Annotated in this window: 24 protein-coding genes; 10 read left to right on the forward strand and 14 right to left on the reverse strand. The window is 70.2% G+C overall.

The features are described 5' to 3' along the window. Window positions 1-86: 86 nt before the first annotated feature. From AB0L53_RS38490 to sigE, 3 genes are all read right to left on the reverse strand, one after another. Window positions 87-1,646, reverse strand: coding sequence for a trypsin-like peptidase domain-containing protein (locus AB0L53_RS38490; RefSeq protein ID WP_364005058.1), 1,560 nt, complete (start codon window positions 1,644-1,646; stop codon window positions 87-89). Window positions 1,647-1,840: 194 nt separating this feature from the next. Continuing rightward, complete coding sequence (locus AB0L53_RS38495) at window positions 1,841-2,377, reverse strand: anti-sigma factor (protein ID WP_364005061.1); 537 nt, start codon at window positions 2,375-2,377, stop codon at window positions 1,841-1,843. A 1-nt stretch (window position 2,378) separates the two neighbouring features. Next, window positions 2,379-3,020, reverse strand: coding sequence for an RNA polymerase sigma factor SigE (sigE, locus tag AB0L53_RS38500; protein WP_214639755.1), 642 nt, complete (start codon window positions 3,018-3,020; stop codon window positions 2,379-2,381). A gap of 161 nt (window positions 3,021-3,181) precedes the next feature. Between sigE and AB0L53_RS38505 the strand changes: the two genes are divergently transcribed. Then, on the forward strand, window positions 3,182-3,820 hold the full coding sequence (locus AB0L53_RS38505; protein WP_225300697.1) for an O-methyltransferase: 639 nt from the start codon (window positions 3,182-3,184) through the stop codon (window positions 3,818-3,820). A 58-nt stretch (window positions 3,821-3,878) separates the two neighbouring features. On the opposite strand, the gene AB0L53_RS38510 is transcribed toward AB0L53_RS38505, so the two are convergent. Together AB0L53_RS38510 and AB0L53_RS38515 are read right to left on the reverse strand one after the other, a co-directional pair. Then, complete coding sequence (locus tag AB0L53_RS38510) at window positions 3,879-5,279, reverse strand: leucyl aminopeptidase (protein ID WP_364005065.1); 1,401 nt, start codon at window positions 5,277-5,279, stop codon at window positions 3,879-3,881. 78 nt (window positions 5,280-5,357) lie between these two features. Continuing rightward, window positions 5,358-5,525: a DUF3117 domain-containing protein gene (locus tag AB0L53_RS38515; protein ID WP_020545024.1), complete on the reverse strand. Its 168-nt coding sequence runs from the start codon at window positions 5,523-5,525 to the stop codon at window positions 5,358-5,360. Between the two features lie 150 nt (window positions 5,526-5,675). On the opposite strand from AB0L53_RS38515, the gene AB0L53_RS38520 reads away from it, so the two are divergent. Together AB0L53_RS38520 and AB0L53_RS38525 are read left to right on the forward strand one after the other, a co-directional pair. Further along, window positions 5,676-6,482: a PaaX family transcriptional regulator C-terminal domain-containing protein gene (locus AB0L53_RS38520; protein WP_364005068.1), complete on the forward strand. Its 807-nt coding sequence runs from the start codon at window positions 5,676-5,678 to the stop codon at window positions 6,480-6,482. Next, the gene (locus AB0L53_RS38525; protein ID WP_364005071.1) at window positions 6,479-7,255 is read left to right on the forward strand and encodes an enoyl-CoA hydratase-related protein; all 777 of its coding nucleotides are present in this window, start codon (window positions 6,479-6,481) and stop codon (window positions 7,253-7,255) included. Before AB0L53_RS38520 ends, AB0L53_RS38525 begins: the two co-directional genes overlap by 4 nt. Window positions 7,256-7,265: 10 nt before the next feature. On the opposite strand, the gene AB0L53_RS38530 is transcribed toward AB0L53_RS38525, so the two are convergent. From AB0L53_RS38530 to AB0L53_RS38555, 6 genes are all read right to left on the reverse strand, one after another. After that, a complete protein-coding gene (locus AB0L53_RS38530) occupies window positions 7,266-7,823 on the reverse strand; it encodes a DNA-3-methyladenine glycosylase I (RefSeq protein ID WP_364005074.1) in 558 nt (185 codons plus the stop codon). Between the two features lie 5 nt (window positions 7,824-7,828). After that, complete coding sequence (locus AB0L53_RS38535; RefSeq protein WP_364005077.1) at window positions 7,829-8,602, reverse strand: hypothetical protein; 774 nt, start codon at window positions 8,600-8,602, stop codon at window positions 7,829-7,831. A gap of 80 nt (window positions 8,603-8,682) precedes the next feature. Next, complete coding sequence (locus AB0L53_RS38540; protein WP_364005080.1) at window positions 8,683-9,267, reverse strand: TIGR00730 family Rossman fold protein; 585 nt, start codon at window positions 9,265-9,267, stop codon at window positions 8,683-8,685. A 10-nt stretch (window positions 9,268-9,277) separates the two neighbouring features. Next, window positions 9,278-10,075 carry a TIGR00730 family Rossman fold protein gene (locus AB0L53_RS38545; protein ID WP_364005082.1) on the reverse strand — a complete coding sequence of 266 codons (798 nt, stop codon included), beginning with the start codon at window positions 10,073-10,075 and terminating at the stop codon, window positions 9,278-9,280. A gap of 226 nt (window positions 10,076-10,301) precedes the next feature. Beyond that, a complete protein-coding gene (gene dapE / locus AB0L53_RS38550; protein WP_364005085.1) occupies window positions 10,302-11,357 on the reverse strand; it encodes a succinyl-diaminopimelate desuccinylase in 1,056 nt (351 codons plus the stop codon). Next, complete coding sequence (locus AB0L53_RS38555) at window positions 11,357-12,190, reverse strand: 2,3,4,5-tetrahydropyridine-2,6-dicarboxylate N-succinyltransferase (protein WP_364005087.1); 834 nt, start codon at window positions 12,188-12,190, stop codon at window positions 11,357-11,359. The genes dapE and AB0L53_RS38555 overlap by 1 nt, the downstream gene beginning before the upstream one ends. Window positions 12,191-12,227: 37 nt before the next feature. Here AB0L53_RS38555 and AB0L53_RS38560 point away from each other — a divergent pair, with 37 nt between their 5' ends. Next, the gene (locus AB0L53_RS38560) at window positions 12,228-13,049 is read left to right on the forward strand and encodes a hypothetical protein (protein ID WP_364005090.1); all 822 of its coding nucleotides are present in this window, start codon (window positions 12,228-12,230) and stop codon (window positions 13,047-13,049) included. Between the two features lie 11 nt (window positions 13,050-13,060). Here AB0L53_RS38560 and AB0L53_RS38565 read toward each other — a convergent pair whose 3' ends face one another. The 3 genes from AB0L53_RS38565 to fdxA form a co-directional block, all read right to left on the reverse strand. Beyond that, window positions 13,061-13,726 carry a DUF4178 domain-containing protein gene (locus tag AB0L53_RS38565; protein WP_357944228.1) on the reverse strand — a complete coding sequence of 222 codons (666 nt, stop codon included), beginning with the start codon at window positions 13,724-13,726 and terminating at the stop codon, window positions 13,061-13,063. A 78-nt stretch (window positions 13,727-13,804) separates the two neighbouring features. Next, window positions 13,805-14,875 carry a succinyldiaminopimelate transaminase gene (gene dapC, locus AB0L53_RS38570; RefSeq protein ID WP_364005094.1) on the reverse strand — a complete coding sequence of 357 codons (1,071 nt, stop codon included), beginning with the start codon at window positions 14,873-14,875 and terminating at the stop codon, window positions 13,805-13,807. 104 nt (window positions 14,876-14,979) lie between these two features. Then, the gene (gene fdxA, locus AB0L53_RS38575) at window positions 14,980-15,306 is read right to left on the reverse strand and encodes a ferredoxin (RefSeq protein WP_357944222.1); all 327 of its coding nucleotides are present in this window, start codon (window positions 15,304-15,306) and stop codon (window positions 14,980-14,982) included. Window positions 15,307-15,409: 103 nt separating this feature from the next. Between fdxA and AB0L53_RS38580 the strand changes: the two genes are divergently transcribed. The 6 genes from AB0L53_RS38580 (at window position 15,410) to AB0L53_RS38605 (ending at window position 23,498) form a co-directional block, all read left to right on the forward strand. Beyond that, entirely contained in the window at window positions 15,410-15,640 is a 231-nt protein-coding gene (locus tag AB0L53_RS38580; protein WP_357944220.1) for a hypothetical protein, read from the forward strand. A 17-nt stretch (window positions 15,641-15,657) separates the two neighbouring features. Further along, window positions 15,658-16,719, forward strand: coding sequence for an ABC transporter substrate-binding protein (locus tag AB0L53_RS38585; protein WP_364005097.1), 1,062 nt, complete (start codon window positions 15,658-15,660; stop codon window positions 16,717-16,719). A gap of 101 nt (window positions 16,720-16,820) precedes the next feature. Next, complete coding sequence (locus AB0L53_RS38590) at window positions 16,821-17,597, forward strand: class I SAM-dependent methyltransferase (protein ID WP_357944215.1); 777 nt, start codon at window positions 16,821-16,823, stop codon at window positions 17,595-17,597. 153 nt (window positions 17,598-17,750) lie between these two features. Beyond that, on the forward strand, window positions 17,751-19,778 hold the full coding sequence (locus AB0L53_RS38595; protein ID WP_364005100.1) for a hypothetical protein: 2,028 nt from the start codon (window positions 17,751-17,753) through the stop codon (window positions 19,776-19,778). 3 nt (window positions 19,779-19,781) lie between these two features. After that, window positions 19,782-21,602, forward strand: a complete 1,821-nt coding sequence (locus tag AB0L53_RS38600) for a UvrD-helicase domain-containing protein (RefSeq protein WP_364005103.1) — start codon at window positions 19,782-19,784, stop codon at window positions 21,600-21,602. 48 nt (window positions 21,603-21,650) lie between these two features. Continuing rightward, window positions 21,651-23,498: a sigma factor-like helix-turn-helix DNA-binding protein gene (locus AB0L53_RS38605; protein WP_364005106.1), complete on the forward strand. Its 1,848-nt coding sequence runs from the start codon at window positions 21,651-21,653 to the stop codon at window positions 23,496-23,498. The last annotated feature ends 12 nt before the right edge of the window (window positions 23,499-23,510 follow it).

Raw genomic sequence — 23,510 nt, forward strand, 5'->3', positions numbered from 1 at the left:
GTCCCCCTGGACAGACCCGGCCCCGCACGGCGGGTGGGGCCCACCGTGCCTGCCGTAAAAGCTGTGAAAGAAAAAGCTTTTGAAAGTCAGGACGGCGTCGGAGCTGGAGTGTCATCCGCGGTAACAGTCAGGGTGGCGGTGCGGTCTTGGCCGGCGCGTTGGTATTTGATGGTGATCTTGGAGCCCGGAGACTTGCTGCGGATCAGGGCGATCAGTTCGTTGCCGTCCTGCAGCATCAGCCCGTCGATCTCCATGATGACGTCGCCCGCCTTGAGACCCGCCTTGGCGGCCGGGCCGCCCGCGTCGACCGGCTGCCGGCCCTCCGTCGGGCCCGAGGCGATGCGTACGCCCTGGCCCTTGTAGTCCTTGTCGAGGACGATGCCGATCTTCGGGCGCTTGGCCTTGCCGGTCGTGATGATCTCCTCGGCGACGCGGCGCGCCTGGTTGACCGGGATGGCGAAGCCGAGGCCGATGCTGCCGCCCTGGCTGCTCATGGAGCGGCTCAGGGTGGCGATCGCGGAGTTGACGCCCACGACCTCGCCCTTGCCGTTGACCAGCGGGCCGCCCGAGTTGCCGGGGTTGATGGCGGCGTCGGTCTGGATCGCGCTGATGTAGGCCGGCTCCTCGGTGCTGGTGCCGCTCTCGTCGCCCGCGATGACCGGGCGGTTCAGGGAGCTGACGATGCCGGTCGTCACCGTGCCGGTGAGGCCGAGCGGGGAGCCGATCGCGATAACCGGGTCGCCCACGACCACGTCCTCGGAGTTGCCGAGGGTGATCTCGGGCGTGCCGAACGTCTCCTCCGGCTTGACCACGGCCAGGTCGGAACCCGGGTCACGGCCGACGATGCGGCCCTTCGTGGTCTTGCGGTTGTTGAACATGATCTGGATGTCGCCGCCCTTGGCGGCCGGGGCGACCACGTGGTTGTTGGTGACCACGTAGCCGTCCTTGATCAGGAAGCCGGAGCCCGACACGCCCTCGGCGCTGCTGGCGTTGACCTCCAGCGAGACCACGCTGGACCGGGCGCGGGCGGCCACTCCGGCGACGGAGTCGGGGGGCCGGTTCGTGGCGCCGCTCGGGATGGGGCCGAGGCTGTAGGAAGGGTCGGTGCCGCTGCCGCCCGACCTGGTCAGCAGGTAGGTGCCGACGCTGCCCAGCCCCGAGGCGACCAGGGCGATGACGACCGCCAGGACGATCAGGACGCCCGTACCGGGACCGCGCCTGGGAGCGGGCGCCGACGTCAGGCCGCCGGGCGGTGGCGCCCAGCCCGCGCCCATGCCGAGCGCGTTGGGCGGCGGGGGCGGGCGCTTGTCGCCGCCACCGAACGGCGGCGGGCCCGCCGAGTTGCCGAAGAACGGACTCTCGTAGGTGCGGGTGCTGTTGGGCGGCGGTGGCTCCTCAGCCGGCCCCTGGCCCGAGGCCGGAGCCGCGTACGAGGCCGGAGGCGGATAGGAGGGGCTGCCATAGGACGCGGTGTCTCCGGGGCGGCCTGACGGGTCACCCCACCGGCCGCTCTCGGAGGAGGCCGTCTCGGACCGCCATCCAGACTGTTCGGCCTGGTCGTCGGCTGGCAGGAACTCCGGCCGCCCCTGTGGCTCAGGGAAGTCCGACGGCATGCGTCCTTCTGGTGGGCGCGTCTCGTCGGTCATCTAGATCTCACCACTCCTTGCCTCGGACACCGCAATCCTGGCGTGAACGGCATACGAGAGTCGTAAAGCAATTGTCAGGCAATGAGCCAACATATGTGGACACCTGACAGATTCCCGAACTCAAATCGTATGCCCCTGACGCCGTCGACTACGCCACTCGAGTATCCCAGGCATTCCTGAGAGCGGGCGGGAGATCAGGGCGTGGCGGTGGGCAGAGTAGTGGTGGGCGACGAAGTGGGCGTGTGCCGCGCCTGCTCGAACAGCTCGACCGGCGGCGCCTGGGCGCTCTGACCGACCCCCGAGACGGCGAAGAAGGTGCCAAGCGCGACGGCCGCGGAGACCACGCCGACCGCCACGTACGCGCCGCGCCGCCTACCCCCGCGGCCAGGGCCCGAACCGCCACCAGTTGCGTCCCTGCGCGGGCGGTTGTCCAGCGGAGCGATGCTGTGCGGCCCAGGGATGGGCACTCCGCCGAACGTCCGGGTAGGGAAAGGCCGCTCCCTGGGGGGCAACGGGCCACCGGGCTCGGACATCCGCAGCAACGACATGGTGAGATCGGCCGGCATCGCCGGGCCGTCGAGCGAGCGCAGGCGCGACTTCAGCGCCCGCATCGACTCGACCTCCCGCCTGCAGTCGCCACAGAAGGTCAGATGGGCTAGAGCGCGGTCGCGTTCGGTGTGATTCAACTCACCGTCCACGAGCGCGGAAACGCGTTCTCCAAGATGCGACATATCAGACTTCCTCCCCACGGGTCCCCGACGGGAATGATGGCGGGGGGAGTTGGGAATTACGGGGGGCCCGGTGATCGAGCGCCTCCCGCAACTGCGCCCGGCCACGGTGAATACGGCTTCGGACCGTACCCAGCTTGACGCCGAGCGTGGCCGCGATCTCCTCGTACGACAGACCCTCGATGTCACACAGCACGATCGCGGCCCGGAACTCCGGTGCGAGCGCGTCGAGCGCGGCCTGGATGTCCGGCTCAAGGTGCGCGTCGTCGAACGCCTGCGCCGGTGACGGCTCGCGCCCGCGCAGCCGTTCGGCCGCGTCGTCGGCGAGACCCTCGAACCGGATGCGCTGCTTGCGCCGCGCCATGTCGAGGAACAGGTTCGTCGTGATCCGGTGCAGCCAGCCCTCGAACGTTCCGGGGGTGTAACTCGACAGGGACCTGAAGACCCGCACGAAGACCTCTTGGGTGAGATCTTCGGCATCGTGGACATTGCCGGTCAGGCGATACGCCAGCCGGTATACACGTGCGGAATGAGTCCGCACCACTTCCTCCCAGGTGGGAGGCGTCCAGTCAGACACGGGAGTATCGGCCTGGTGGTCACTTTCGTCCACCAGAACTCCTCTCATTGGGACCACCGCTACCGCCATAGTGCCTGGTTTCGTCCCTTCGTGCGTACTGCCTGCCTTCCGGACCGGCAAAGCCCGTTTAAACCTGCAACGCCTCACGGTCGTCTTGAGTTCCCGTCCCGGCGTGTCTCCCCTAGGCTGCGATCGGTGACCAATCGCACGAAAGTGGGGGGAGGAGGCCGATGACCAGTCCGGTAGAGGCCACTCTGGCCTATGCGGAGCAGTTCCATCATGAGGATGAGATCCTGCACGCGGCGCGCCTGCGCGGCCTGGAAATGGGTGCCACGCCCATCCTTCCCGGGGGCGGGGCGGCGCTCTGCTTCCTCGCCACGGCCGTCAACGCCAAGTCGGTCGTCGAGATCGGCACGGGCTGCGGCGTCTCCGGTCTCTGGATGCTGCGCGGCATGCGTCCCGACGGCACGCTGACCAGCGTCGACGTGGAGCCGGAGCACCAGCGGCTGGCCAGGCAGGCGTTCGCGGAGGCCGGGTTCTCCGGCGGACGGGTGCGGCTGATCACCGGCCGGGCCCTCGACGTGCTGCCCCGGCTCTCCGACGGCGGCTACGACATGGTCTTCGCCGACGGGGCCAAGCAGGAGTACGCCGACTACCTGGCCGAGGCTGTCAGGCTGTTGCGCGTAGGCGGCATCGTCGCCTTCGACAACGTCCTGTGGCACAACCGCGTGGCCGACCCGGCGCAGCGCGACCCCGACACGGTCGCGCTGCGCGAACTGGGCAAGCTGGTGCAGTCCGACGACCGGCTGCGCTCGCTGCTGATGCCCCTGGGCGACGGCCTGCTCGCCGCCGTCAAGATCGCCTCATAGCGCCAAATCTGCGGCGCCTACTCCTGGCGCCTCAGCCAAACCCACGGCGCACGTACTCCTAGCGCGTCAGCCACTCCAGCAACACGCGCACCCCGAACCCGGTCGCGCCCTTGGTGAGCACGCCCTCGTTCACGGTGCTGCGTCCGACGCCCGCGATGTCCAGGTGCGCCCACGGCCGCTTGCCCGCGAACTCCCTCAGGAACAACGCCGCCGTGATCGACCCGGCCCCATAGGTGGAACCGCTCTCGACATTGGCCAGGTCCGCGATCGAGGACTCCAGCGCCGGCGCGTAGTCGTCGATCAGCGGCATCCGCCACAGCCGGTCATCACTGGCCTGCCCCGCCTCGACCAGCCGCTGGGCGAGGTCGTCGTCGGTGGCGTAGACGGCGCCGTAGCCGCGGCCGAGCGCGACGGTGATCGCCCCGGTGAGCGTGGCGATGTCCACCACCGCGTCCGGGTCGAGCTCGGCATCGGCGTAGGCGAGCGCGTCGGCCAGCACCAGCCGCCCCTCCGCGTCGGTGTTGAGCACCTCCACCGTGCGGCCGCCGTAGTGCTTGATGACATCACTCGGCCGCTGGGCCGTACCGGAAGGCATGTTCTCGGCCGCCGCGACCAGGCCGGTCACCCGCACGGGCGCGCCCAGCCGGGCGAGCGCGGAGATGACGGCGATCACCACGGCGCCGCCCGCCATGTCGGTCTTCTGGGTCTTCATGTTCTCGTTCGGCTTGAGCGACAGGCCGCCCGAGTCGAACGTGATGCCCTTGCCCACCAGCACGACATGCCGATCGGTCGGCTCGGGCGGGGTGTAGGAGAGCTGGATGAGGCGGGGCGGGTTGGCCGAGCCCCGGCCGACGGCCAGGATGCCGCCGAAGCCGCCCGCCTGCAGCTGCTCCTCGTCCCAGACGCGTACCGGCACGTCCTGCTCGGCCGCGCGCTCGGCCAGCCAGAGCGGGTTCTTGACCGACGCGGGCGTGTTGGTCAGGTCGCGGGCCAGCGCCACCGCCTGGGCGACGGTCTGGCCGCGCCGCACCGCGTCCTCGTCGGCGCCGACGAACGTCAGCGCCCGCACGGACGGCTTGCCCGGCTCACCGATCTTGAAGGTGTACGCCGCCAGCAACGCGGCCTCGGTGAAGGCCGTCACGTCGCCCGCCGGCGTCACCACGACCAGCGCTTCCCTGCCCTTGGCCTTACGGGTGAGCGCGGCGGCGGCCTTGCGCAGCGCGCGCGGCGAGCCATCGCCGACCCCGTACAGGAGCACCCGGCCGACCCCGTCCGCCCGCGCCACCGGGACCTCCACCACCTCACCCGCCTCTCCCTTGGCGTCGTAGTGCGCCAACAGGGCGGCCGTCGGCAGATCCAGCTCGACGGCGGGTGCGAGATCGGCGTCATAGGGCACGGCGAGCAGCTCGACGTCCGCTGGTACGTCGGCCACCACCGATGCCGTGGTCTCAATGGGCACGGAAATCCCCCTCAAACGTCAGCGGCCCTGGCGCGGACGCACGCCAGGGCCGTGGAACGACCTGTGTCTCGGGAGCTATCAGCCGACGACGTTCTTCAACGCTTCGCCGAGCGCCTTCGCCTCGTCGGCGGAAATCTCCACGACGAGCCGGCCGCCACCTTCCAGGGGGACCCGCATGACAATGCCGCGCCCTTCCTTGGTGACCTCCAGCGGACCATCGCCGGTCCGCGGCTTCATCGCCGCCATGCGTGCATCCCTTCCTGCCTTGGGCTCCCGCGGCCCGCGGTTTCCGGCCGCCCCTGAGGATGGCCGACGCATTCACGTCATCTGTGATGTCCTATTCTCCCGCATCGAGAGCGCTCATGGGTAACGATCTCCTCCCAGAATGCGTTGTCCATGCTGGCGAAGGCGGCCAAACTGGACTTCGTGCATGCTCGCGCCGCTCTGTTCGACCTCTATGGAGACCACCTGCGCTCGCGCGGTGGACAGGCGTCCGTGGCCGCGCTCGTACGGCTCATGAAGCCCCTCGAAATCGCCGCCCCAGCCGTGCGGACGGCCGTTTCCCGCATGGTGCGGCAGGGCTGGTTGCAGCCCGTCAGGCTGCCCCAGGGCGCCGGTTACGGACTTACGCCGAAGTGCGTCAGACGTCTGGACGAAGCCGCCTTGAGAATTTACCGAGCCGGAACTTTGAGCTGGCGTGGCCGGTGGCACCTGATCGTCCTCGAGCCGGTCAAGGACCGTCCGCGCAGGGAACGGATCCGCGCCGACCTGACCTTCCTGGGGTACGCCGCGCTGTCGGAGACGACGTGGATCGGCCCGCGTTCGTCGATCGAGCTGGACAACCTGCTGGAGGGCGAAGGCGTGCGCGCCGACAGGTTCGACGCGGCGCTTGAGGGCGACCCGCGCGAGCTGGTGGCCCGCGCCTGGGATCTGACCGCCATCGGCGCGGCGTACGAGCACTGGCTGTCGGAAGCTGTCACCCTGGTCGGCGCGCTGCCCGGCGGCGCCCCGGCTGATCAGGTGTTCGCGACCAGGAGCAAACTCGTGCACGGATGGCGCAACTTCCTGTTCCGGGACCCCGGCCTCCCCCCGGAGCTGCTGCCGTCCGCCTGGCCGGGCGAGAAGGCCAGGGTCTACTTCGAGCAGGAGGCGGTCCGCCTGCTGCCCGCGGCCGCCGCGTTCGTCGACAGGGAGCTGCCTTGATCCGCTATGACGTGACCGATGCCGTCGCCACCATCACCATCGACCGGCCCGAGGCGATGAACTCGCTGACGGCCGAGGTGAAGGCGGCCCTGCTCGACGCGCTGCGCCGCGCCGCCGCCGACCCCGAGGTGCGCGCGGTGCTGCTCACCGGCTCGGGACGGGCCTTCTGCGCGGGCCAGGACCTGCGCGAGCACGCCGACAACCTGGAGGCGGGCCGCGGCCTGGCCGATACGGTCCGCGCGCACTACAACCCCATCGTCGAGCTGATCACCACGATGGCCAAACCGGTCGTGGCGGCGGTCAACGGCGTGGCCGCCGGGGCGGGCGCCTCGCTGGCCTTCGCCTGCGACCTGCGAGTGGCTTCGGACAAGACCAAGTTCGCGATGGCGTTCGCCGGGGTGGGCCTGGCGCCCGACTCGGGCGCGTCGTGGACGCTGGCCCGCCTGGTGGGTCTGGGACGGGCGACCGAGCTGCTGCTGCTCGGCGAGCCGCTCGGCGCGGCCCGCGCGCTCGAACTGGGCGTGGTCACGCGCGTGGTGCCCGCCGACGACGTGCTCAAGACCGCCCATGAGCTGGCCGTACGACTGGCGGCGGGACCCACCAGAGCGTACGCGGCCACGAAGCGGGCGCTGGCCTACGCCGCGACGCACTCACTGCCCGAGACCCTGGCCGTGGAGGCCGACCTACAGGACGAGTGCGTGGCCACCCAGGACCACCTCGACGCCACGCGGGCCTTCCTGGCCAAGGAGCCGCCGACGTTTCACGGCCGCTGAATCCGCCCCGCTACGGCTGTTCCTGCCGGGCGACGCAGCCCTCGATGTGGTCGTTGACCAGGCCGATGGCCTGCATGAGGGCGTACGCGGTGGTCGGGCCGACGAATCTGAAGCCGCGCTTCTTGAGGTCCTTGGCCAGGGCCTTGGAGGCCGGGGTGATGGCCGGGACGTCGCTCATCGACCTGGGGACCGGGGACTCGGCGTCGGCGTACTGCCAGACCAGGTCGGACAGGCCGCCGGGCAGGTCTAGTGCGACCCGCGCGTTGGCGATGGTCGCCTCCACCTTGGCGCGGTTGCGTACGATGCCGGGGTCGCCGAGGAGCCGGGTCACGTCCTCCTCGGTGTACGCGGCGACCTTGGGGATGGAGAACTGGTCGAAGGCGGCGCGGAAGTTCTCGCGCTTGCGCAGGATCGTCAGCCACGACAGGCCCGACTGGAAGGCTTCCAGGGAGACCCGCTCGAAGACACCGTCGTCGCCCCGGACCGGGCGGCCCCACTCCTCGTCGTGGTAGGCGATGTAGATCGGGTCCGCCATCCCCGGCCAGGTACAGCGGATCACTTCGGTCACTTGCGTCACTTGCTCTCGTCCCTGTCCTCGCCCGGCGCCACCCGCACCGGCTCACTCTCGCGCTCCAGCCCGTTGTCGCTCGGCTGGGCCGTGATCGGCTCACCGTCGTCGCTCGGCTGGACCGCGACCGGCTCACCATCGCGAACCGGCTCACCGTCGCGGACCGGCTCGTCTTCCGTTGCCGCGGCCGAGGCGTCGAACGCGGCCGTGCGATCGGCCGGCGCCTCGGATGGCGTGGCGTCGTCTTCCGGCTTCCCCACAGCGTCCGGCTCGGCCACCACGTCCGGCAGGTCGGGCAGGTCTGGCACCACCGCCACGTCCTGCGGCTCGTCCGGGGACGGCTCGGCGTGCTGGTCTCCCAGGTCGTGCGGCTCGGCCGCCGAATCCCCCTCCTGGGAGAGGTCCCGGGGCGCGGCCGGTGGCTCGTGGTCGGTGCGCAGCCCGGCGCCCGGAGCCGCGTAGACCTCCTGGCGCGCGTACAGCCGGCTCGACAGCAGCTCGGAGACCCGCTGTTCGAGCACCGCGATCCTGGTGTCCCGAGCGCTGATCGCCGTCGCCGCCCTGCGCAGGGTCTCATCGACACTCTGCGTGTGATAGCCGACCAGGTTGACCGGCAGCTGCAGCGCCATGAAGTCCACCGCCGTGAGCTGCCCGGGCTCGGGCAGGTCGAGAGGCGGCACATCCGGCGGGAACTCGGTCAGCTCCCCGCCCCTTCCGAGGGAGACCAGGACCACGCAGGCCAGAATGGCGAGCGCGGCAATGGCGAGTACGACCAGCACATTGGCATCGTACTCATACGATCGAGGCACGAGTCCCGCACTTGCCGCGCCTGTTGCGTCTTGGGACTCCCCGGGACGGGTCAGCCGGTGGCCTCGCCGAGCTCCTCGACGCTGGGCCGAACCGGCTTGCCGGCGGCCTCCAGGTGCGCGAACGCCTCCTCGACCGTGTTGGTCCAGGAGATGGCGTCGAAGACGTTGGCCCGGGTGAAGCCCGCGTCGTACATGTTCTCGATGAGCTGCCGCAGCGGCGTGTACAGACCCCATGGGTCGAGGATCACCAGCGGACGGTCGTGGATGCCGAGGACGCGGGCCGTCCAGATCTCGAAAAGCTCCTCCAGCGTGCCGATGCCGCCGGGCAGGACGAGGAAGGCGTCGGAGCGCTCGTCCATGGCGGCCTTGCGCTCGCGCATGCCGGTGGTGACGATCAGCTCGTCGGAGCCCGTGTCGGCGACCTCGATGTCGACCAGGACCTGGGGGATCACGCCGATGGTCCGGCCGCCGGAGGCGCGGGTGGCGGCGGTGATGGCGCCCATGCACGAGACGGTGGCGCCGCCGCTCACCAGCGTGTGGCCACGCTGGGCGAGCTCGGCGCCGACCTCTGTGGCGAGTTGGAGGTACTTCTCATCAATCTTCTGACTTGAGGCGCAAAACACGCAGATATTCACATATTTGAGCTTATTGGGGCTCGGCCGGCTGGGCGGCGACGGCGCCCTGCTCCGCCCGGAGCTGCTCGGACCGCTTGAGGTCGGCGTCGACGATGATGCGCACCGCCTCCTCGACGTCGTCGGTCACGGTGATCAGGTCGAGATCCTGCTTGGCGATCTTGCCGGTGTCCAGGAGCGTGCTCTTGATCCAGTCCATCAGGCCGCCCCAGAACTCCGAGCCCATCAGCACGACGGGGAAGGAGGTCACCTTCTGCGTCTGCACCAGCGTGAGCGCCTCGAACAGCTCGTCGAGCGTGCCGAACCCACCAGGCAGGGCGATGAAGCCGCACGAGTATTTGACGAACATCGTCTTGCGGACGAAGAAGTAGCGGAACTCGATGCCGAGGTCCACGTAGTCGTTCATCCGCTGCTCGAAGGGCAGCTCGATGCCGAGCCCCACCGACATGGCGCCCGCCACGTCCAGAGCACCCCGGTTGGCCGCCTCCATGACCCCGGGGCCGCCGCCGGTGATGACCGCGTATCCGGCCTGAGCCAGCGCACGGCCGAGCGCGCGGCCCATGCCGTAGTCGGCCGAGCCCTCGGCCGTGCGGGCGGAGCCGAAGACGGTCACCGCAGGGGGCAGCTCGGCCAGCTGCCCGAACCCCTCCACGAACTCCGCCTGGATACGCAGCACCCGCCACGGGTCCATGTGCACCCAGTCGGCGGGGCCCTGGCGGTCGAGCAGCCGCTGATCATGGGTGGTTTGTAGCGCGAGACTGCCGCGGATCACGGCCTGCCCCTGACGGCGTTCCGGACGTGTCTGTTTCATGCGGTCACGCTAGCCCAACGCCGGGCGACCCCGCGCACAACGAGGACTAGTCACCATTAGAGGGCCTCTGAGGCAAATGCCCTGGTAGATGGCACTAAGAACCCGCGTAAAAAATCTTGTAAGAAGCAGGAACCAGATTTCGACCTGCCTGCGTCTAACTGCCGAGGGTGCTGCTCGGGACTGAAAGTGGCTTTCCCCGCCAAATGGCCGGCGAGGAAAGCCACTTTCACTTTGTCAGCCAGTTCAGCAGAGCCCGCTCGCTCTCCACGATCTTCGGAAGCGACACGTACTCCCCCTGCTGGTGCGCCAGGTTCGGGTCACCGGGACCGTAGTTGACGGCCGGAACCCCCAGTGTGGAGAAGCGCGCGACATCCGTCCAGCCCAGCTTGGCCCGCGGCGTGCCGCCGACCGCGGCGGTGAAGGCCGCCGCCACCGGGTGGGTGAGGCCGGGCCGCGCCGCCGGGGCGCCGTCGGTGAAGCGGACCTCGAACCCGTCGAACACCTCGCGTACGTGCTCCTGCGCCTGCTCGATCGACAGGTCGGGCGCGAACCGGTAGTTGACCGTGACCACGCACTCGTCCGGGATCACGTTGCCCGCCACGCCGCCACGCACGCCGACCGCGTTGAGCCCCTCGTGGTAGGCGAGCCCGTCGACCACGGGCTGCCGGGCCTCGTAGGCGTTGAGCCGGGCCAGGACCGGCTCGATGCCGTGAATGGCGTTGACCCCGAGCCACGACCTGGCGCTGTGCGCGCGCTTGCCGGCCACGGTGATCTCGGCCCGCAGGGTGCCCTGGCAGCCGCCCTCGATCACCCCGTCGGTGGGCTCCATGAGGACCGCGAAGTCGGCCGCCAGCCAGTCGGGGTGCTCGCGCGCCACCCTCGTCAGCCCGTTGCGCTCGGCCTCGATCTCCTCGCAGTCGTAGAAGACATAGGTGACGTCACGGTTGGGCGCGGGGACGGTGGCCGCCAGCTTGAGCGCGACCGCCACCCCCGCCTTCATGTCCGAGGTGCCGCAGCCGAAGAGCAGGTCGCCCTCGACGCGGCTGGGCAGGTTGCCGGCGACCGGCACCGTGTCGAGGTGCCCGGCGATCAGCACCCGCTCGGCGCGGCCCAGCTCCGTGCGCGCGACGAGCGTCTCGCCCGATCTGTCGACCTTGAGGTACGGCAACGCCGCCAGCGCCCGCTCGACCGCGTCGGTCAGCGTCTTCTCGTCGCCGCTCACCGACTCGATGTCCACGATGGCCGCGGTCAGCGTCCGTACGTCCTGCGTCAGGTCCAGCATCAGGTATTCACTCCGTGTTCGCGCAGTGCCTCGTTGAGCGCTGCCTTGTCGTGGCGCTGCCCCGGCTCCAGGCGCTTGATCACCAGCACGCAGGGCAATCCGAACGTGCCGCCGGGGAACTCCTTCTGGCGGGTGCCGCCGACGGCGACGCACCAGTCGGGTACGCGGCCGCGGGCCAGCTCCTCGCCGGTCCGCACATCGATCACCGGGATGGAGGCCGACAGGATCGTGCCCGCCCCGATGACGGCGCCGCGCCCCACCCGGGCGCCTTCGACCAGCATCGCACGGCTGCCGATGAGCGCGTCATCCTCCACGATCACCGGGACGGCGTTGGGCGGCTCCAGCACACCGCCAATCCCCACACCGCCCGACAAATGGACGTTTTTCCCGATTTGGGCACAGGAGCCGACCGTGGCCCAGGTGTCGACCATCGTGCCTTCGCCGACGTACGCCCCGATGTTCGTGAACGACGGCATCAGCACCACGCCTGGCGCCAGATAGGAGCCCCAGCGCGCGATCGCTCCCGGCACCACCCGCACCCCGTCGAATGTGGTCTTGAGCGGATGCCGGTCGTGGTGCTGGAAGTCGCCCACCTGCGACCTGGCCAGGCCGAGCACCTGGAAACTGAGCAGGATCGCCCGCTTGGCCCGCTCGTCCACGACCACCTCGCCGTCGGACAACCGGGCGGCCCGTGCCTGTCCCCTGTCCAGCAGGTCGATCGCGCTCACCACCACCTTGCGCGCGTCGAGGTCGCGGGGTGACAGCTCCCCGCGACGCGCCCACAGCTCGTCCACCGCGGATACGATCGGTGACACACCGCTCACGTGCCTCATGGCCACGGAGCTTATCTGGCCGGGTAGGTTTTTCAGGGTGCGCCTGCGCTTCTCCCGCGGAGTCATCACCATCGCGGTCATCGTTCTGCTGCTCGCGGTGGGGATCTCCGTCGGCCTCTTTCACCTGCTCAAAAAGACGGAGCCGCTGGCCGTTCCGGAAGCCCACTGCAGCGTCAAGACCCCCGTGGGCGACCGGGATCTCGACATCGAGCAGGCCCAGATATCGGCCACCATCGCGGCCGTCGCAGAGCGCCGCAAGCTGCCCGAGCGGGCAGTGGTGATCGCCTACGCGACCGCGCTGCAGGAGTCGAAGCTCTTCAACCTCGACTACGGCGACCGCGACTCCGTCGGCGTGTTCCAGCAGCGCCAGTCGCAGGGGTGGGGCAAGCGCAAGCAGCTCCTCGACCCCGTCTACGCGACCAACCGGTTCTTCGCCGCGCTGGTCAAGGTCAAGAACTACCGGAAGATCCCGCTGGAGGACGCCGCCCAGGCCGTGCAGCGCTCCGCGGGCGGCTACGCCTACGCCCAGCACGAAGAGGACGCCAAGATCCTCGCGGCGGCGTTCACCGGGCGTGTCCCCAAGGCCGTGCACTGCTGGTATCCGCCGCCCAAGACCGGCACGCCCGCGCCCCAGGCCAAGACCGCCGAGGCGCGGCGCCAGCTCACCCGGGCGCTCGGCGACCCGTCCATCTCGACGCGGAAGCGCGGCTGGCTGATCGCCGCCTGGTCGGTGGCCCACGCGCGGAAGTACGGACTTAAGCACGTCGGCTTCAACGGCGCCACCTGGACCAACGACATGAACTTGGAGGGCTGGCAGTCGGGCGGCAAGGCGACCGACAGCAAGGTGGACATCTCCTAGACGGATCCGCCCTAGGAAGTGGCGCGGCTGACGATGCTGATCGAGCCGGGCGGCAGCGGCCTGGCGTAGCTGGCCGTCCATCGGCCGCCCTGGATCCGCTCGAAGGAGAGCAGCCGCCCGTCGGAGGCGCGATAGTCGGCGAAGTCGAGCAGGCCCCGCTCGGCGTTGCCGGTGTTGCCTTCCGACCTGAACGCGGCCGTGCCCCGCTCGATCGGATGGAACTCGACGCCTTCCATGATCAGCATGCTCTTGGCGGGCACCATGCCCTCGGTGGGCACTTCGGTCCAGATGAGCACTTCCAGATGCGACGGCTCACCCTCGGCCTGCCGCACCTGCACCGACAGCCACTGCATGCGGCGGGAGCTGTCACGCAGCCGGTATTCGACCCACTGCATGCCCTGCCACGAGATGTACATGGCACCGAGCACTCGCGCGGGCGATCCGTGGACCTCTATCCGGTCACCGACCTTGATGGTACGGGGATCGACATAGTCGGATCCGGTGTACCCGGACATGCTCACCGGTGCCGGCAGCGGGGCCTCGGTGGCCGCGATCTCGACCGGCTGTGCGGTCGCGCGGCCCTTCCTGTCCTGGCGCATGGTGGCCAGGAAGGCACCCAGCAGCAGGAGGACGGTGGCGATGCTCAGCCCGAGTACGACCACGAAGGTCATGCTCATCGATCAGCTCGCTCCACTCGCGGTCTGCCTCAGCAAACGCCGTTATCAACTTATGTGTGCCCTGCTTCGCGGGGGATCCTACTGGAGGCGGCGCACCGCCGCACTGATGCGTTCATCAGTGGCGGTCATGGCGATGCGGATATGCCGCCCACCTGCCGATCCGTAGAATTCCCCCGGAGCAACCAAAATACCGATTTCGGAGAGCTTACTGACCTGTTCCCAGGAACTGGTCCCGTCCGTCGCCCAGAAATACAGCCCGGCGGTCGAGTGCTCGATGCTCCAGCCCGCCTTCTCCAGCACCGGCCGCAGCTGGACGCGCCGCCTGGCGTAGCGCTCGCGCTGCTCCTCGGCGTGCGCGTCGTCGCCGAGCGCGGCCGTCATGGCGGCCTGTACGGGGGCCGGCATGAGCATCCCCGCGTGCTTGCGGATCTCCAGGAGCCGCTTGACCAGAGCCGGGTCGCCGGTCACGAACCCGGCGCGGTAACCGGCCAGGTTGGAGCGCTTGGACAGCGAGTGAACCGCGAGGAGCCCCTCGTGGGAGCCCTCGCAGACGTCGGGATGCAGGATGGAGACGGGTCGCTCCTCCCAGCCCAGCTCGATGTAGCACTCGTCGGAGGCGACGACCACACCACGCTCGCGCGCCCAGGCCACCACCTTGCGCAGGTGCTCGACGGGCAGCACCCGGCCCGTGGGATTGCCGGGCGAGTTGACCCAGACGAGGTCCACGTGCTGGGGCCCCAGCGCGAGCAGGCCGTCGGAGGCCGTCGCCTCCGCTCCGGCCAGCCGGGCGCCCACGTCGTAGGTGGGATAGGCCAGCTCGGGGAAGACGACCCGCCGGGCGCCCAGGTAGCTGGGCAGCCAGGCGACGAACTCCTTCGAGCCGATCAGCGGCAGCACGTCGCTCGGCTCGACGGTGACCTCGTGCCTGCGGCGCAGCCAGCCGGCGGCGGCCTCGCGCAGCGCCTTCGTCCCGTGGGTGAGCGGGTAGCCGGGGCTGTTGGCGGCCTCGACGAGCGCGCTCTGGACGAGCGGCGGCACCGGGTCGACGGGCGTGCCGACCGACAGGTCGACGATGCCGTCGGGGTGGGCCAGCGCACGCGCCTTGTACGGCTCCAGCCGGTCCCAAGGGAAGTCGGGCAGGTTGTTCACGGTTCTCCAGGTTTCAGGCGTGCACGTCTCCACCTCTCAGGCGTGCGCGCCGTACGCCCGGCAGCGGGGCCCGCCGTATCGGGCGCCCCGCTGCGGGGTGCGGGCTAGTGCTCTTCGGCCTGCGGCGGCAGCGCGGCGATGACCGGGTGGTCCTTGTCGATCTTGCCGACCTTGGAGGCGCCACCGGGCGAGCCCAGGTCCTCGAAGAAGTCGACGTTCGCCTTGTAGTACTCCTTCCACTGCTCGGGAAGGTCGTCTTCGTAGAAAATGGCCTCGACGGGGCACACTGGCTCACAAGCGCCGCAGTCCACGCACTCGTCGGGGTGGATGTAAAGCATGCGCTCGCCCTCGTAAATGCAATCAACGGGGCACTCCTCGATGCACGCCTTGTCCAGGACGTCCACGCAAGGCTGCGCGATGACGTAGGTCACCTCGAGCTCCTTCTCTCCGCACCATGGCATGACTCTGACGGCGGTCTGCTAGCCCTAGTATTGCCGTGCTTGCCAACTGGCCGAAACGGAGGGTGGCAAACTCGTGGCCGCTCGCCTGGTGATCGCGATCACAACCGCTGACGTCGGCGCCCGAATCACCACCCGCAGACGGGTTCCGGAAGGCTTCCGTGACGCCGTCGGGATTCTCGAATCCTGGGACGGCGGCGTGCTGCGTGTCCGCAAGAGGGACGGCACTCTGGTGGAGATCTCCGAAGAGGTGCTGGTGGCGGCCAAGGTCGTTCCGGCCGCGCCTCCTCGACCTGAACGGAAGTAACGGCGAGTATTCGTTCTGTGACCGTACGTATCTGCGCCGCCGTAACCGTCCTCATCGCAAGCGCCGGATGCGGCGCGTCGTCGTCCCCGGCCGAGAAGCCGCTGCCGCCGGTGAACGTCAAGGCCGCCTCCATGAAGCAGGGTTTCACGACCCTCGACAACCTCGCCGCGACCGCCAAGCGGGAAGGCTCGCTCACCGTGATCGGGCTTCCCCGGGACTGGGTCAACTACGGCGCGATCATCGACGCCTTTACCGACAAGTACGGCATCAAGGTCAACGAGCTCGAGCCCGGCGCCAGCAGCCGGCGCGAGATCGACGCCGCCGCCCAGCTCAAACCCGACGTGTTCGACCTCACCCTCGACGTCGCGGTGGCCGGTGCCGCCAAGTTCGCCCCGTACAAGGTGCAGGGCTGGCAGGACCTGCCCGACCACATCAAGGACCCCGCGGGCGCCTGGTACGGCCTCTACGGCGCCTACATGTCGCTCGGCTACGACCCGCGCAAGGTCCCCGCCCCCGCCTCCTTCGCCGACCTGGCCGCCAAGCCGGGCTACCTGGTCGCGCTCGACGGCGACCCGCTGCACTCGGTGGCGGCCTTCGACGGCGTGATGGCCGCCTCGCTGGTGTCGGGCGCGCCACAGCCGCAGCGCGGTGTCGAGCTGTTCGCGAAGCTCAGGCAGGCGGGCCGGCTCACCGATCCGGCCAAGGCCAACGTGATCGTGGACTGGGACCACCTCAACGCCGCCCGCAGCGCCCGCGACGCGGAGGCGTGGAAGGTGACGATCCCGCGTGACGCGCCGCTGGGCGACTACCACGTGCAGGCGATCAGCAAGGACGCGCCGCATCCCGCCGCGGCCCGTCTCTGGCAGGAGTTCCTGTTCTCCGACGAGGGCCAGAACCTCCTGCAGAAGGGCTGGGCCCGCCCCGCCCGCGGCGAGGCGATGCTGATGCGCGGCACGCTCGACGCCGAGCAGGCAGCCAAAATGCCTGTCGCCCCCGGGCCGCCGGTGCTCCTCACGATTCCGCAGACAGATGCCGGAAAGTCCTACCTCAAGAAGCGATGGACGCAAAGTGTGCGATGAGACCATTGTGACTTGATATGTCGCGGAGACAATCAACCTCTAAAGTGAACAGACAGCACGGCCACAGGGGGCCCTTGTCTGACGAATGAGAGCTGATCGTCTTGCGATACGACACACCGAGCTTGGAGCGGTGGAGCAGTCGCGCCTACGACGGCAGTTTCGGCTACGTCTCGACGCAAGGCGCGCCCCTGGTGGACCTGCTCGATCCGCGGCCGGGAGAGCGCGTGCTCGACCTCGGCTGCGGCACCGGGGTGCTGACCGCCCAGATCGCGTCGCGGGGTGCCGACGTCCTGGGGATCGACGGCTCCCCCGCCATGATCGAGAAGGCCCTGGCCCTTTATCCGGGTGTCGACTTCATCGTCGGCGACGGGCACGACTTCAGCGTGGCGCTGGCCTACGACGCCGTCTTCTCCAACGCCGCGCTGCACTGGATGAGCCGCGACCCCGTCTCCGTCATCGCCAACGTGCACGAGGCGCTCTCGCCCGGCGGCCGGTTCGTGGCCGAGATGGGCGGCGCGGGCAATTGCGCGGAGCTCACCGCCGCCATGCACACCGCCTGGCGGGAGTACGGTCTGCGCGAGCCCGACCTGCCCTGGTACTTCCCCACGCCGGCCGAGTACGCCCGCCGGCTGGAGCAGGAGGGCTTCGTGGTCCGCCTGCTCGAGTACTTCGACCGGCCGACGCCGCTCGAGGAGTGCCCGCAGGGGGCCGCCGACTGGGTACGCATGTTCGCGTCCTCGGTCATCGAAGGGCTGCCGAAGGACATCGTCGAGCCGCTGCTCCAGCGGGTCAACGAGCTCGCCGCACCCGCTCTGCGCAGGGAGACGGGCTGGATGGCCGACTACGTCCGTCTACGCTTCGCCGCCGTCCGGCGCTGATACGTAGTGGATGATGCGTAGGGGAGTTTTGCCGGACTATGGTCTGTTCGTGGGCGGCGGAAAGAGTGGCGGAGAGAGTAAGGCTGCACCGCTGACGAAGTTGAGGAGCCTTGCGACGATACGGCGGCGTGAGGGGCTGGTGAACGGAACGGGATGAATTTCTGCCTGAGCGACCTCGTACCACCGTTGAGGTGGAGCGACGCGTCCACGATCACGCTGCTCACCGGGCAGCCGGAGCTTCCGGACGCCTGGTGGCGCAGCCTGCCCATGCCGCTCGTGCTCGCGGCCATCGGCCCCGAGCCACTGGCCGAGCTGCTCACGGAGATCGCGCTTGAGCACTGGCCGGCCGCCGCTGTGGGCGACGTACTGCCGGCGCTGCACGTCCTGGATCCGGACGAGGCCGACGAGCCGCAGGTGGCGATCGCGCTGGACCGCGCCGGGTCGTGGTCGGGGCTGCTCGCGCTGACCGGCAGGGAGCTGGTGGACCAGCCGTTCATCCAGGCGCGTCCGGTGCTCAACACGCTGTTCTCCGCGGCCCTGCTACACCTCGCACCCCAGCTCCAGCGCCCGTCGGCGCCGGTATCCGCCCCAGCCCCAGCCCCAGCCCCGGTTGCCCTCGCTCCCGAAGCCGTGCCGGTCGCGCTGCCGGTGGAGGCGCGGCCGAGCGCCGAGCCGGTCGTCGAGGAGGCTCGCGTCGCCGAGCAGGCCCCGATCGCTGAGCAGGCGCCGATCGCCGAGGAGGCACCGGAGCGCGAGGAAGCGCCGGACGCCGAAGAGGCGGTGGCCGCCCGCAAGGCCGAGGACGCCGTGGAGGCTGAGGAGCCGGTGCTCGACGCCGACGACGAGCCGGTCGTCGACGAGGCCGCCGAGCCGGAGCCGGAGCCGGAGTCCGAGTCCGAGCCCCAGCCCGTCCTGGACGCCGCCGACGAGCCCGCGCCGGAGCCCGCCGCCGAGGAGGCCGCCGCGCTCGAAGCCGAGGGCGCGGAGCCGGAACCACAGAACGCCGAAGCCGTACCGGAGCCCGCTCCAGAAGAGGCGAAACCCAAGTACGACACACCGGACTTCGAGGCGGCCGAGCCAGAGGAGCCGGAGCCCGCGGAGACCGCGGGGCACGAGCTGCCCGAGCTGATCGAGGCCGCGTTCGCCGGTCTGGACGACAAGAGCTGGGCCGTCGCCCAGAACCGGGTCTTCACCGACCAGCCGTCCGCCGTGGACCAGCTCGCCAAGCTGTTCGCCGTGCCGCCCACCGACATCTCCGCCACCGAGACCGAGTTGCGGGCCCGCCTCGGCCAGTGGCTGGCCAGCGAGGAGGCGGCCCCATACCGGGCGCATCTGGACGAGCTGCGCCGGACCATCGGCCCGGCCGCCCCCAGGGACCAGCTGATCGGCGCGGCCGACTGGCACGCCCAGGAGATCCGCGCGCTGGAGGTCCCCGCCTGGCAGTTCGTGCTGGCCACGCTGCCGTCGGAGGCGCCCGCCAGGCCGTCTGAGCCGCCGGCTCCTTCGGAGCCGAAAATCATTGAGGTCCCCCCGGCATCCGCGTTCGCCCAGGTGCCGCCGATCCCGTCGCCGCCGCCGGGGACGCCGCAGTTCCAGGCGTTCGCTCCGGCCGAGGTCGTGGTGGGCGAGGGCAACGGGGCGTCGAACGAGCCGGCCAAGCCGTACCAGCCGCTGAAGGACGTCTCGCAGACCAGGCGGTGCTTCCGCCAGCCGGACGGCCGGTGGTGGCTGCGGATCGACGTGACGGCCGAGCAGCTCGGCGGCGGCGAGTGCGCGCTGCCCACGGGGTTCGCCACGTACCTCGGGCTGTCGCCGGGAGAGAGCAGGACCGTACGGAGCGCGGCCGGTGAGCTGACCATGGTCTGGCACGGCAGGCCGGTGCTCGAATCCGTCGAGCGGCTGCTCGCGGACGTCGGCGCGAAGGAGGGCGGGCACCTGTTCCTCACGCTGTCGGACGAGGGCGTGTTGCGGGCCAGGCACCTGCCGGTGGCCGCGCAGGGGGCCGAGAAGATCACCAAGGCGCTGCGCCTGGTCGGTTACACCGCCCCCGGCGGGACCCGCGACCAGGCCGCCAGAGTGATCGCCACCAGGATCGGGATGACCGGACCTGTCGGACTGCCCGACCTGCTCACCAGGCTCCGCGAACGCGGGGACCGCGACCTGCTGCAACTCTTGGACTGAGCCGTGCCGCGGCTGGCGATCGCCCCGGACTTCCCCCGGGACCTCAGCGCACTGGCACAGCCGGTGCGCAGGGACGCCGTGGTCGCACTCCGCCGCCTGCTGCTGAACGTATCGGGCGCCCCGCACCCCGAGCGGGTCAGGGGCGCCAGGGACCCGCGGATCGCGACGCTCCGCCTCACTTCGGGCCACCGGGGCGTGGTGGTGCGTCAGCGGGACGTGTACTGGCTGCGTACCGTGCTCCCGGATCCCGAGGCTTGGTCGTACGCGCAGCGCTATCGCTACGGGATCAACCCGGTGATCGGCGTCGTCGAGGAGTGGGACGCCGAGGCGCTCGAACGGGTCGAGCCCGCGTTACGGCGATCGGCGAGTGCTTCAGGGTTGTTCGCCCCGATCTGCGATGGTGATCTGCTCGCGCTGGGCATCGACGTGCGTGCGCTGCCACTGGTGCGGCTCATCAGCAACGAGGCCGACGTGGAGGCGCTCGAACCGCTGCTCCCCCCGACCCAACACGTGCCGCTCGCGGTGCTGGCCCGGGGCGGCACGCTCGCCGAAGCCTGGCGGGAGCTGGACGCCTGCCGCGCCACGGACGAGGGCGCCGACCTGATCGATGTAAACGACTTCCACGCGGCGCTGCGCCGCAGTCCGGACCGTGCGGTGTTCGCCGCCGACAAGGTGGAGCTGGAACGGATCCTCGACGCGCCGGAATGGTGCGCCTTCCCGCGTCCGGAACAGCACCGCCTGGCCCGCGCCGCGCGCTACGAGCACCCGGTGCTGGTGATCGGCGGGGCGGGCACCGGCAAGACGATCATCGCGCTGCACCGGGCGGCCCACCTGGCCGCGCACGGGAGCGGGCCGGTGCTGCTGGTGACGTACTCGCAGGGGCTGGGCGAGGACCTGTCAGACCGGCTCGACCGGCTGATCGACGACGGGGTGACACGCAAGCGGGTCGACGTGGACAACGCCGAGCGGCTGGCGATGCGCATCGTGGCCAGCGCCGAGGGCCAGCGTCCGGCGCTGATCGGCCCCGGCGCACGTACGCTGGCCGAGCTGACCGACGAGGCCCTCCGGCTGCTGTCGAGGGCCACCGGCGACCTGCTCGACGACATCGAGCCGGGCCGCAAGCCGTACCGGCACGTCGTGGTGGACGAGGCGCAGGACATCAGCCCGTCGCAGTGGCGGCTGCTGCGGGCGGTGGCGCCGCGGGCGCACGACGACCTGTTCATCGTCGGCGACCCGCACCAGCGGATCACCGACACGCGCGTGACGCTCGGCTCGGTGGGCATCCCGGCCCTGCAGCACACTCTCAAGGTGTCCTACCGGCTGCCGCACGAGCTGCTGTCGTTCGCGGTCCGGCTGCGCGGCGGCAGTCCCGTCGACGGGCTGGTCAGGGGCATGTCCCCGCTGTACGGGTTCCGCGCGCTGCGCAACGGCGAGCGGCCGGTGCTCAGGGCGTACGACTCGCCGGAGGCGGAGCTGGCCGGGCTGGTGGCCACGGTCGTCTCCTGGCTGGACGACGGTGTCCCGGCCGATGAGATCGCCGTCGGCGCGCGCACCTCGAAGCTGGTCCGTGAGGCGCGCAAGGCGCTCGGGCGGGCGGACGTGCGGGTGTCGGCGTTCCAGAATCTGAAGGGGCTGGAGTTCGAGCGGGTCGCGCTCATCGGCGTGGCGGAGGGCGTGGTGCCCGAACCGCCACCCGAGGAACCGGGGGCCCGGGCGAGAGCACTGCAACGGGAACGGAGCATGCTGTATGTAGCCTGCACGCGGGCTCGATCCATGCTCTATATCTCCCATTCAGGAAGAGGTAGCCCCTTTCTGTCACTCTGATCACATAGTCTGAACTGCGGATATCTTCCCATTGCCGGTTGGACCTCAATGAACCTCAGCCTGAGCGACCTCGCGCCACCGCTGCGCTGGACTTCTCCTGTGCAGATAGCGCCGATCGTGGAGGAGCCCCAGCTTCCCGAGGCGTGGTGGCAGACGATCCCCCTCGACCGCGCGTGCGCCGTCATCACAACGCAGACCGTGGCGGGCCATCTCGCCGATCTCGCCGTGGCCTGCTGGGGGCACCTGCTGATCGGCGACATCCTGCCGCTGCTGCGTTTCTCCGACCCCGCCGAGGCCGAGCGTACGCCGGAGATGCTGGGCAAGGACGTCGTGCAGAAGCTGTTCAGCGGGGTGTTCGAGCGCTTGCTCGAACCTCCGTCGGAACCGGTCGCCGCGACCGTGGCCCGGCCGGACAAGCCACTGCCCGAATTGATCGACGCCCTGTTCGCGGCGCTGGACGAGCGGCAGCGGGCGATCGCCCGCGACCGCCTGTACGCCTCGCAGCGGGCCACACTCGACGAGCTGGCACAGCGCTTCTCGGTCACCCGGGAGCGGATCCGGCAGATCGAACGCGACCTGCGCGACCATGTCGAAGCCTGGCTGGGCGGCCCGGAAGCGGTCTCGCTCGTCGCACACGTCACCTGGCTGCGCGGCCGGCTCGGCTCGGCCGTACCCGCCGACGACCTGGCCGCGGCCGTGCCGTGGCACCGCGGCGAGCTGCGCACGCTGGGCATCCCCGCCTGGCGGTTCGTCCGCACGCTGCTGACCGGGTACGAGCAGGCCGACGGCTGGCTGATCGCGGGCGGCGCGGACGAGCTGAGGGAGAAGACGCGCCAGCTGTTCACCGACGGGCCGCGGCCGATCGGCGAGGCCGTCACCATGGTCACGCAGCTCGGCATCCGCGAGGACGTGGCCGAGCGGTGGATCCTGGCCGTGCCGCAGCTGCGCGTACTGGACCAGCACGTGGTCCCATGGCCGCGCAGCATCAACGAGAAGGCGGAGGCGGTCCTGGCGGTGGCCGGGCGGCCGATGACGCCGGAGGAGATCCAGGAGCGCATCGGCGAGGACTACAGCCTGGTCGGCATCCGCAACCAGCTCACCGCCGACGAGCGCTTCCGCCGCGTGGACCGGAACAAGTACGGGCTGACCAGATGGGGCGGCGACGAATACCTGGGGATCAGGGAGATGATCGCCAGGGAGATCGAGCGCGCCGGCGGCGAGGCGTCGGTCAGCACGATCGTCTCGAACCTCACCTCCCGCTACGACGTCAGCGAGAGCTCGGTACGCGCCTACTCGGGCGGTCCCGGGTTCGAGCGGACGCAGCGGGGCTGGATCCGGGTGGCGGGCACCTCACCGACTGGTGAGGCCGAGCCGTACCAGCCGCGCAGGGACGTGTCGGAGACCCGGCGCAGCTTCCGCAGCCGCGACGGCCGCTGGTGGCACCGCGTCGACGTCAACGCCGAGCACCTGCGCGGGTCGGGGTCACCGCTGCCGACGGGGTTCGCGGCGTACCTGGGGATGGCCCCCGGCGGGCAGCTCACGGCCGCGACGCCGTCCGGCGACGTGGTGGTCAGCTGGCACAACCAGCCGACCATGGGGTCGATCAGGAACGTGCTGGCGGACTTCAAGGCCGGGGAGGGCGACCACGTCTTCCTCACCGTGTCCGACGGGGGCGAGCTGCTGACCCGCTACCTGCCCGCGGCGGCTCCGGGGATGCCGCCGTTGAACCGGGCGCTCTATCTGATCGGCTACACCGCTCCGGTCACCTCGGAGTTGGAGGGGCTGCGGCTGATCGGGGCGCGCATCGGGTTGCCGGACACGGCGACGCGTGACGAGGTGCTTGCGCGGCTGCGGGAGCGGGGGGACCGGGACATCGTCGGCTTTTTGGGTGGCTGACGTTCCTTGGAG

The sequence above is a fragment of the Nonomuraea sp. NPDC052129 genome (assembly GCF_040680095.1).
In the GTDB taxonomy this organism is placed as follows: Bacteria; Actinomycetota; Actinomycetes; order Streptosporangiales; family Streptosporangiaceae; genus Nonomuraea.

What these genes read in the sequence shown, in the direction of transcription:
- AB0L53_RS38490 (WP_364005058.1), bottom strand. Translation starts at nt 1,646, where the DNA reads ATGACCGACGAGACGCGCCCACCAGAAGGACGCATGCCGTCGGACTTC.
- AB0L53_RS38495 (WP_364005061.1), bottom strand. Translation starts at nt 2,377, where the DNA reads ATGTCGCATCTTGGAGAACGCGTTTCCGCGCTCGTGGACGGTGAGTTG.
- sigE (WP_214639755.1), bottom strand. Translation starts at nt 3,020, where the DNA reads ATGGCGGTAGCGGTGGTCCCAATGAGAGGAGTTCTGGTGGACGAAAGT.
- AB0L53_RS38505 (WP_225300697.1), top strand. Translation starts at nt 3,182, where the DNA reads ATGACCAGTCCGGTAGAGGCCACTCTGGCCTATGCGGAGCAGTTCCAT.
- AB0L53_RS38515 (WP_020545024.1), bottom strand. Translation starts at nt 5,525, where the DNA reads ATGGCGGCGATGAAGCCGCGGACCGGCGATGGTCCGCTGGAGGTCACC.
- AB0L53_RS38520 (WP_364005068.1), top strand. Translation starts at nt 5,676, where the DNA reads ATGCTGGCGAAGGCGGCCAAACTGGACTTCGTGCATGCTCGCGCCGCT.
- AB0L53_RS38545 (WP_364005082.1), bottom strand. Translation starts at nt 10,075, where the DNA reads ATGAAACAGACACGTCCGGAACGCCGTCAGGGGCAGGCCGTGATCCGC.
- dapE (WP_364005085.1), bottom strand. Translation starts at nt 11,357, where the DNA reads ATGCTGGACCTGACGCAGGACGTACGGACGCTGACCGCGGCCATCGTG.
- AB0L53_RS38555 (WP_364005087.1), bottom strand. Translation starts at nt 12,190, where the DNA reads ATGAGGCACGTGAGCGGTGTGTCACCGATCGTATCCGCGGTGGACGAG.
- AB0L53_RS38565 (WP_357944228.1), bottom strand. Translation starts at nt 13,726, where the DNA reads ATGAGCATGACCTTCGTGGTCGTACTCGGGCTGAGCATCGCCACCGTC.
- AB0L53_RS38595 (WP_364005100.1), top strand. Translation starts at nt 17,751, where the DNA reads ATGAATTTCTGCCTGAGCGACCTCGTACCACCGTTGAGGTGGAGCGAC.
- AB0L53_RS38605 (WP_364005106.1), top strand. Translation starts at nt 21,651, where the DNA reads ATGAACCTCAGCCTGAGCGACCTCGCGCCACCGCTGCGCTGGACTTCT.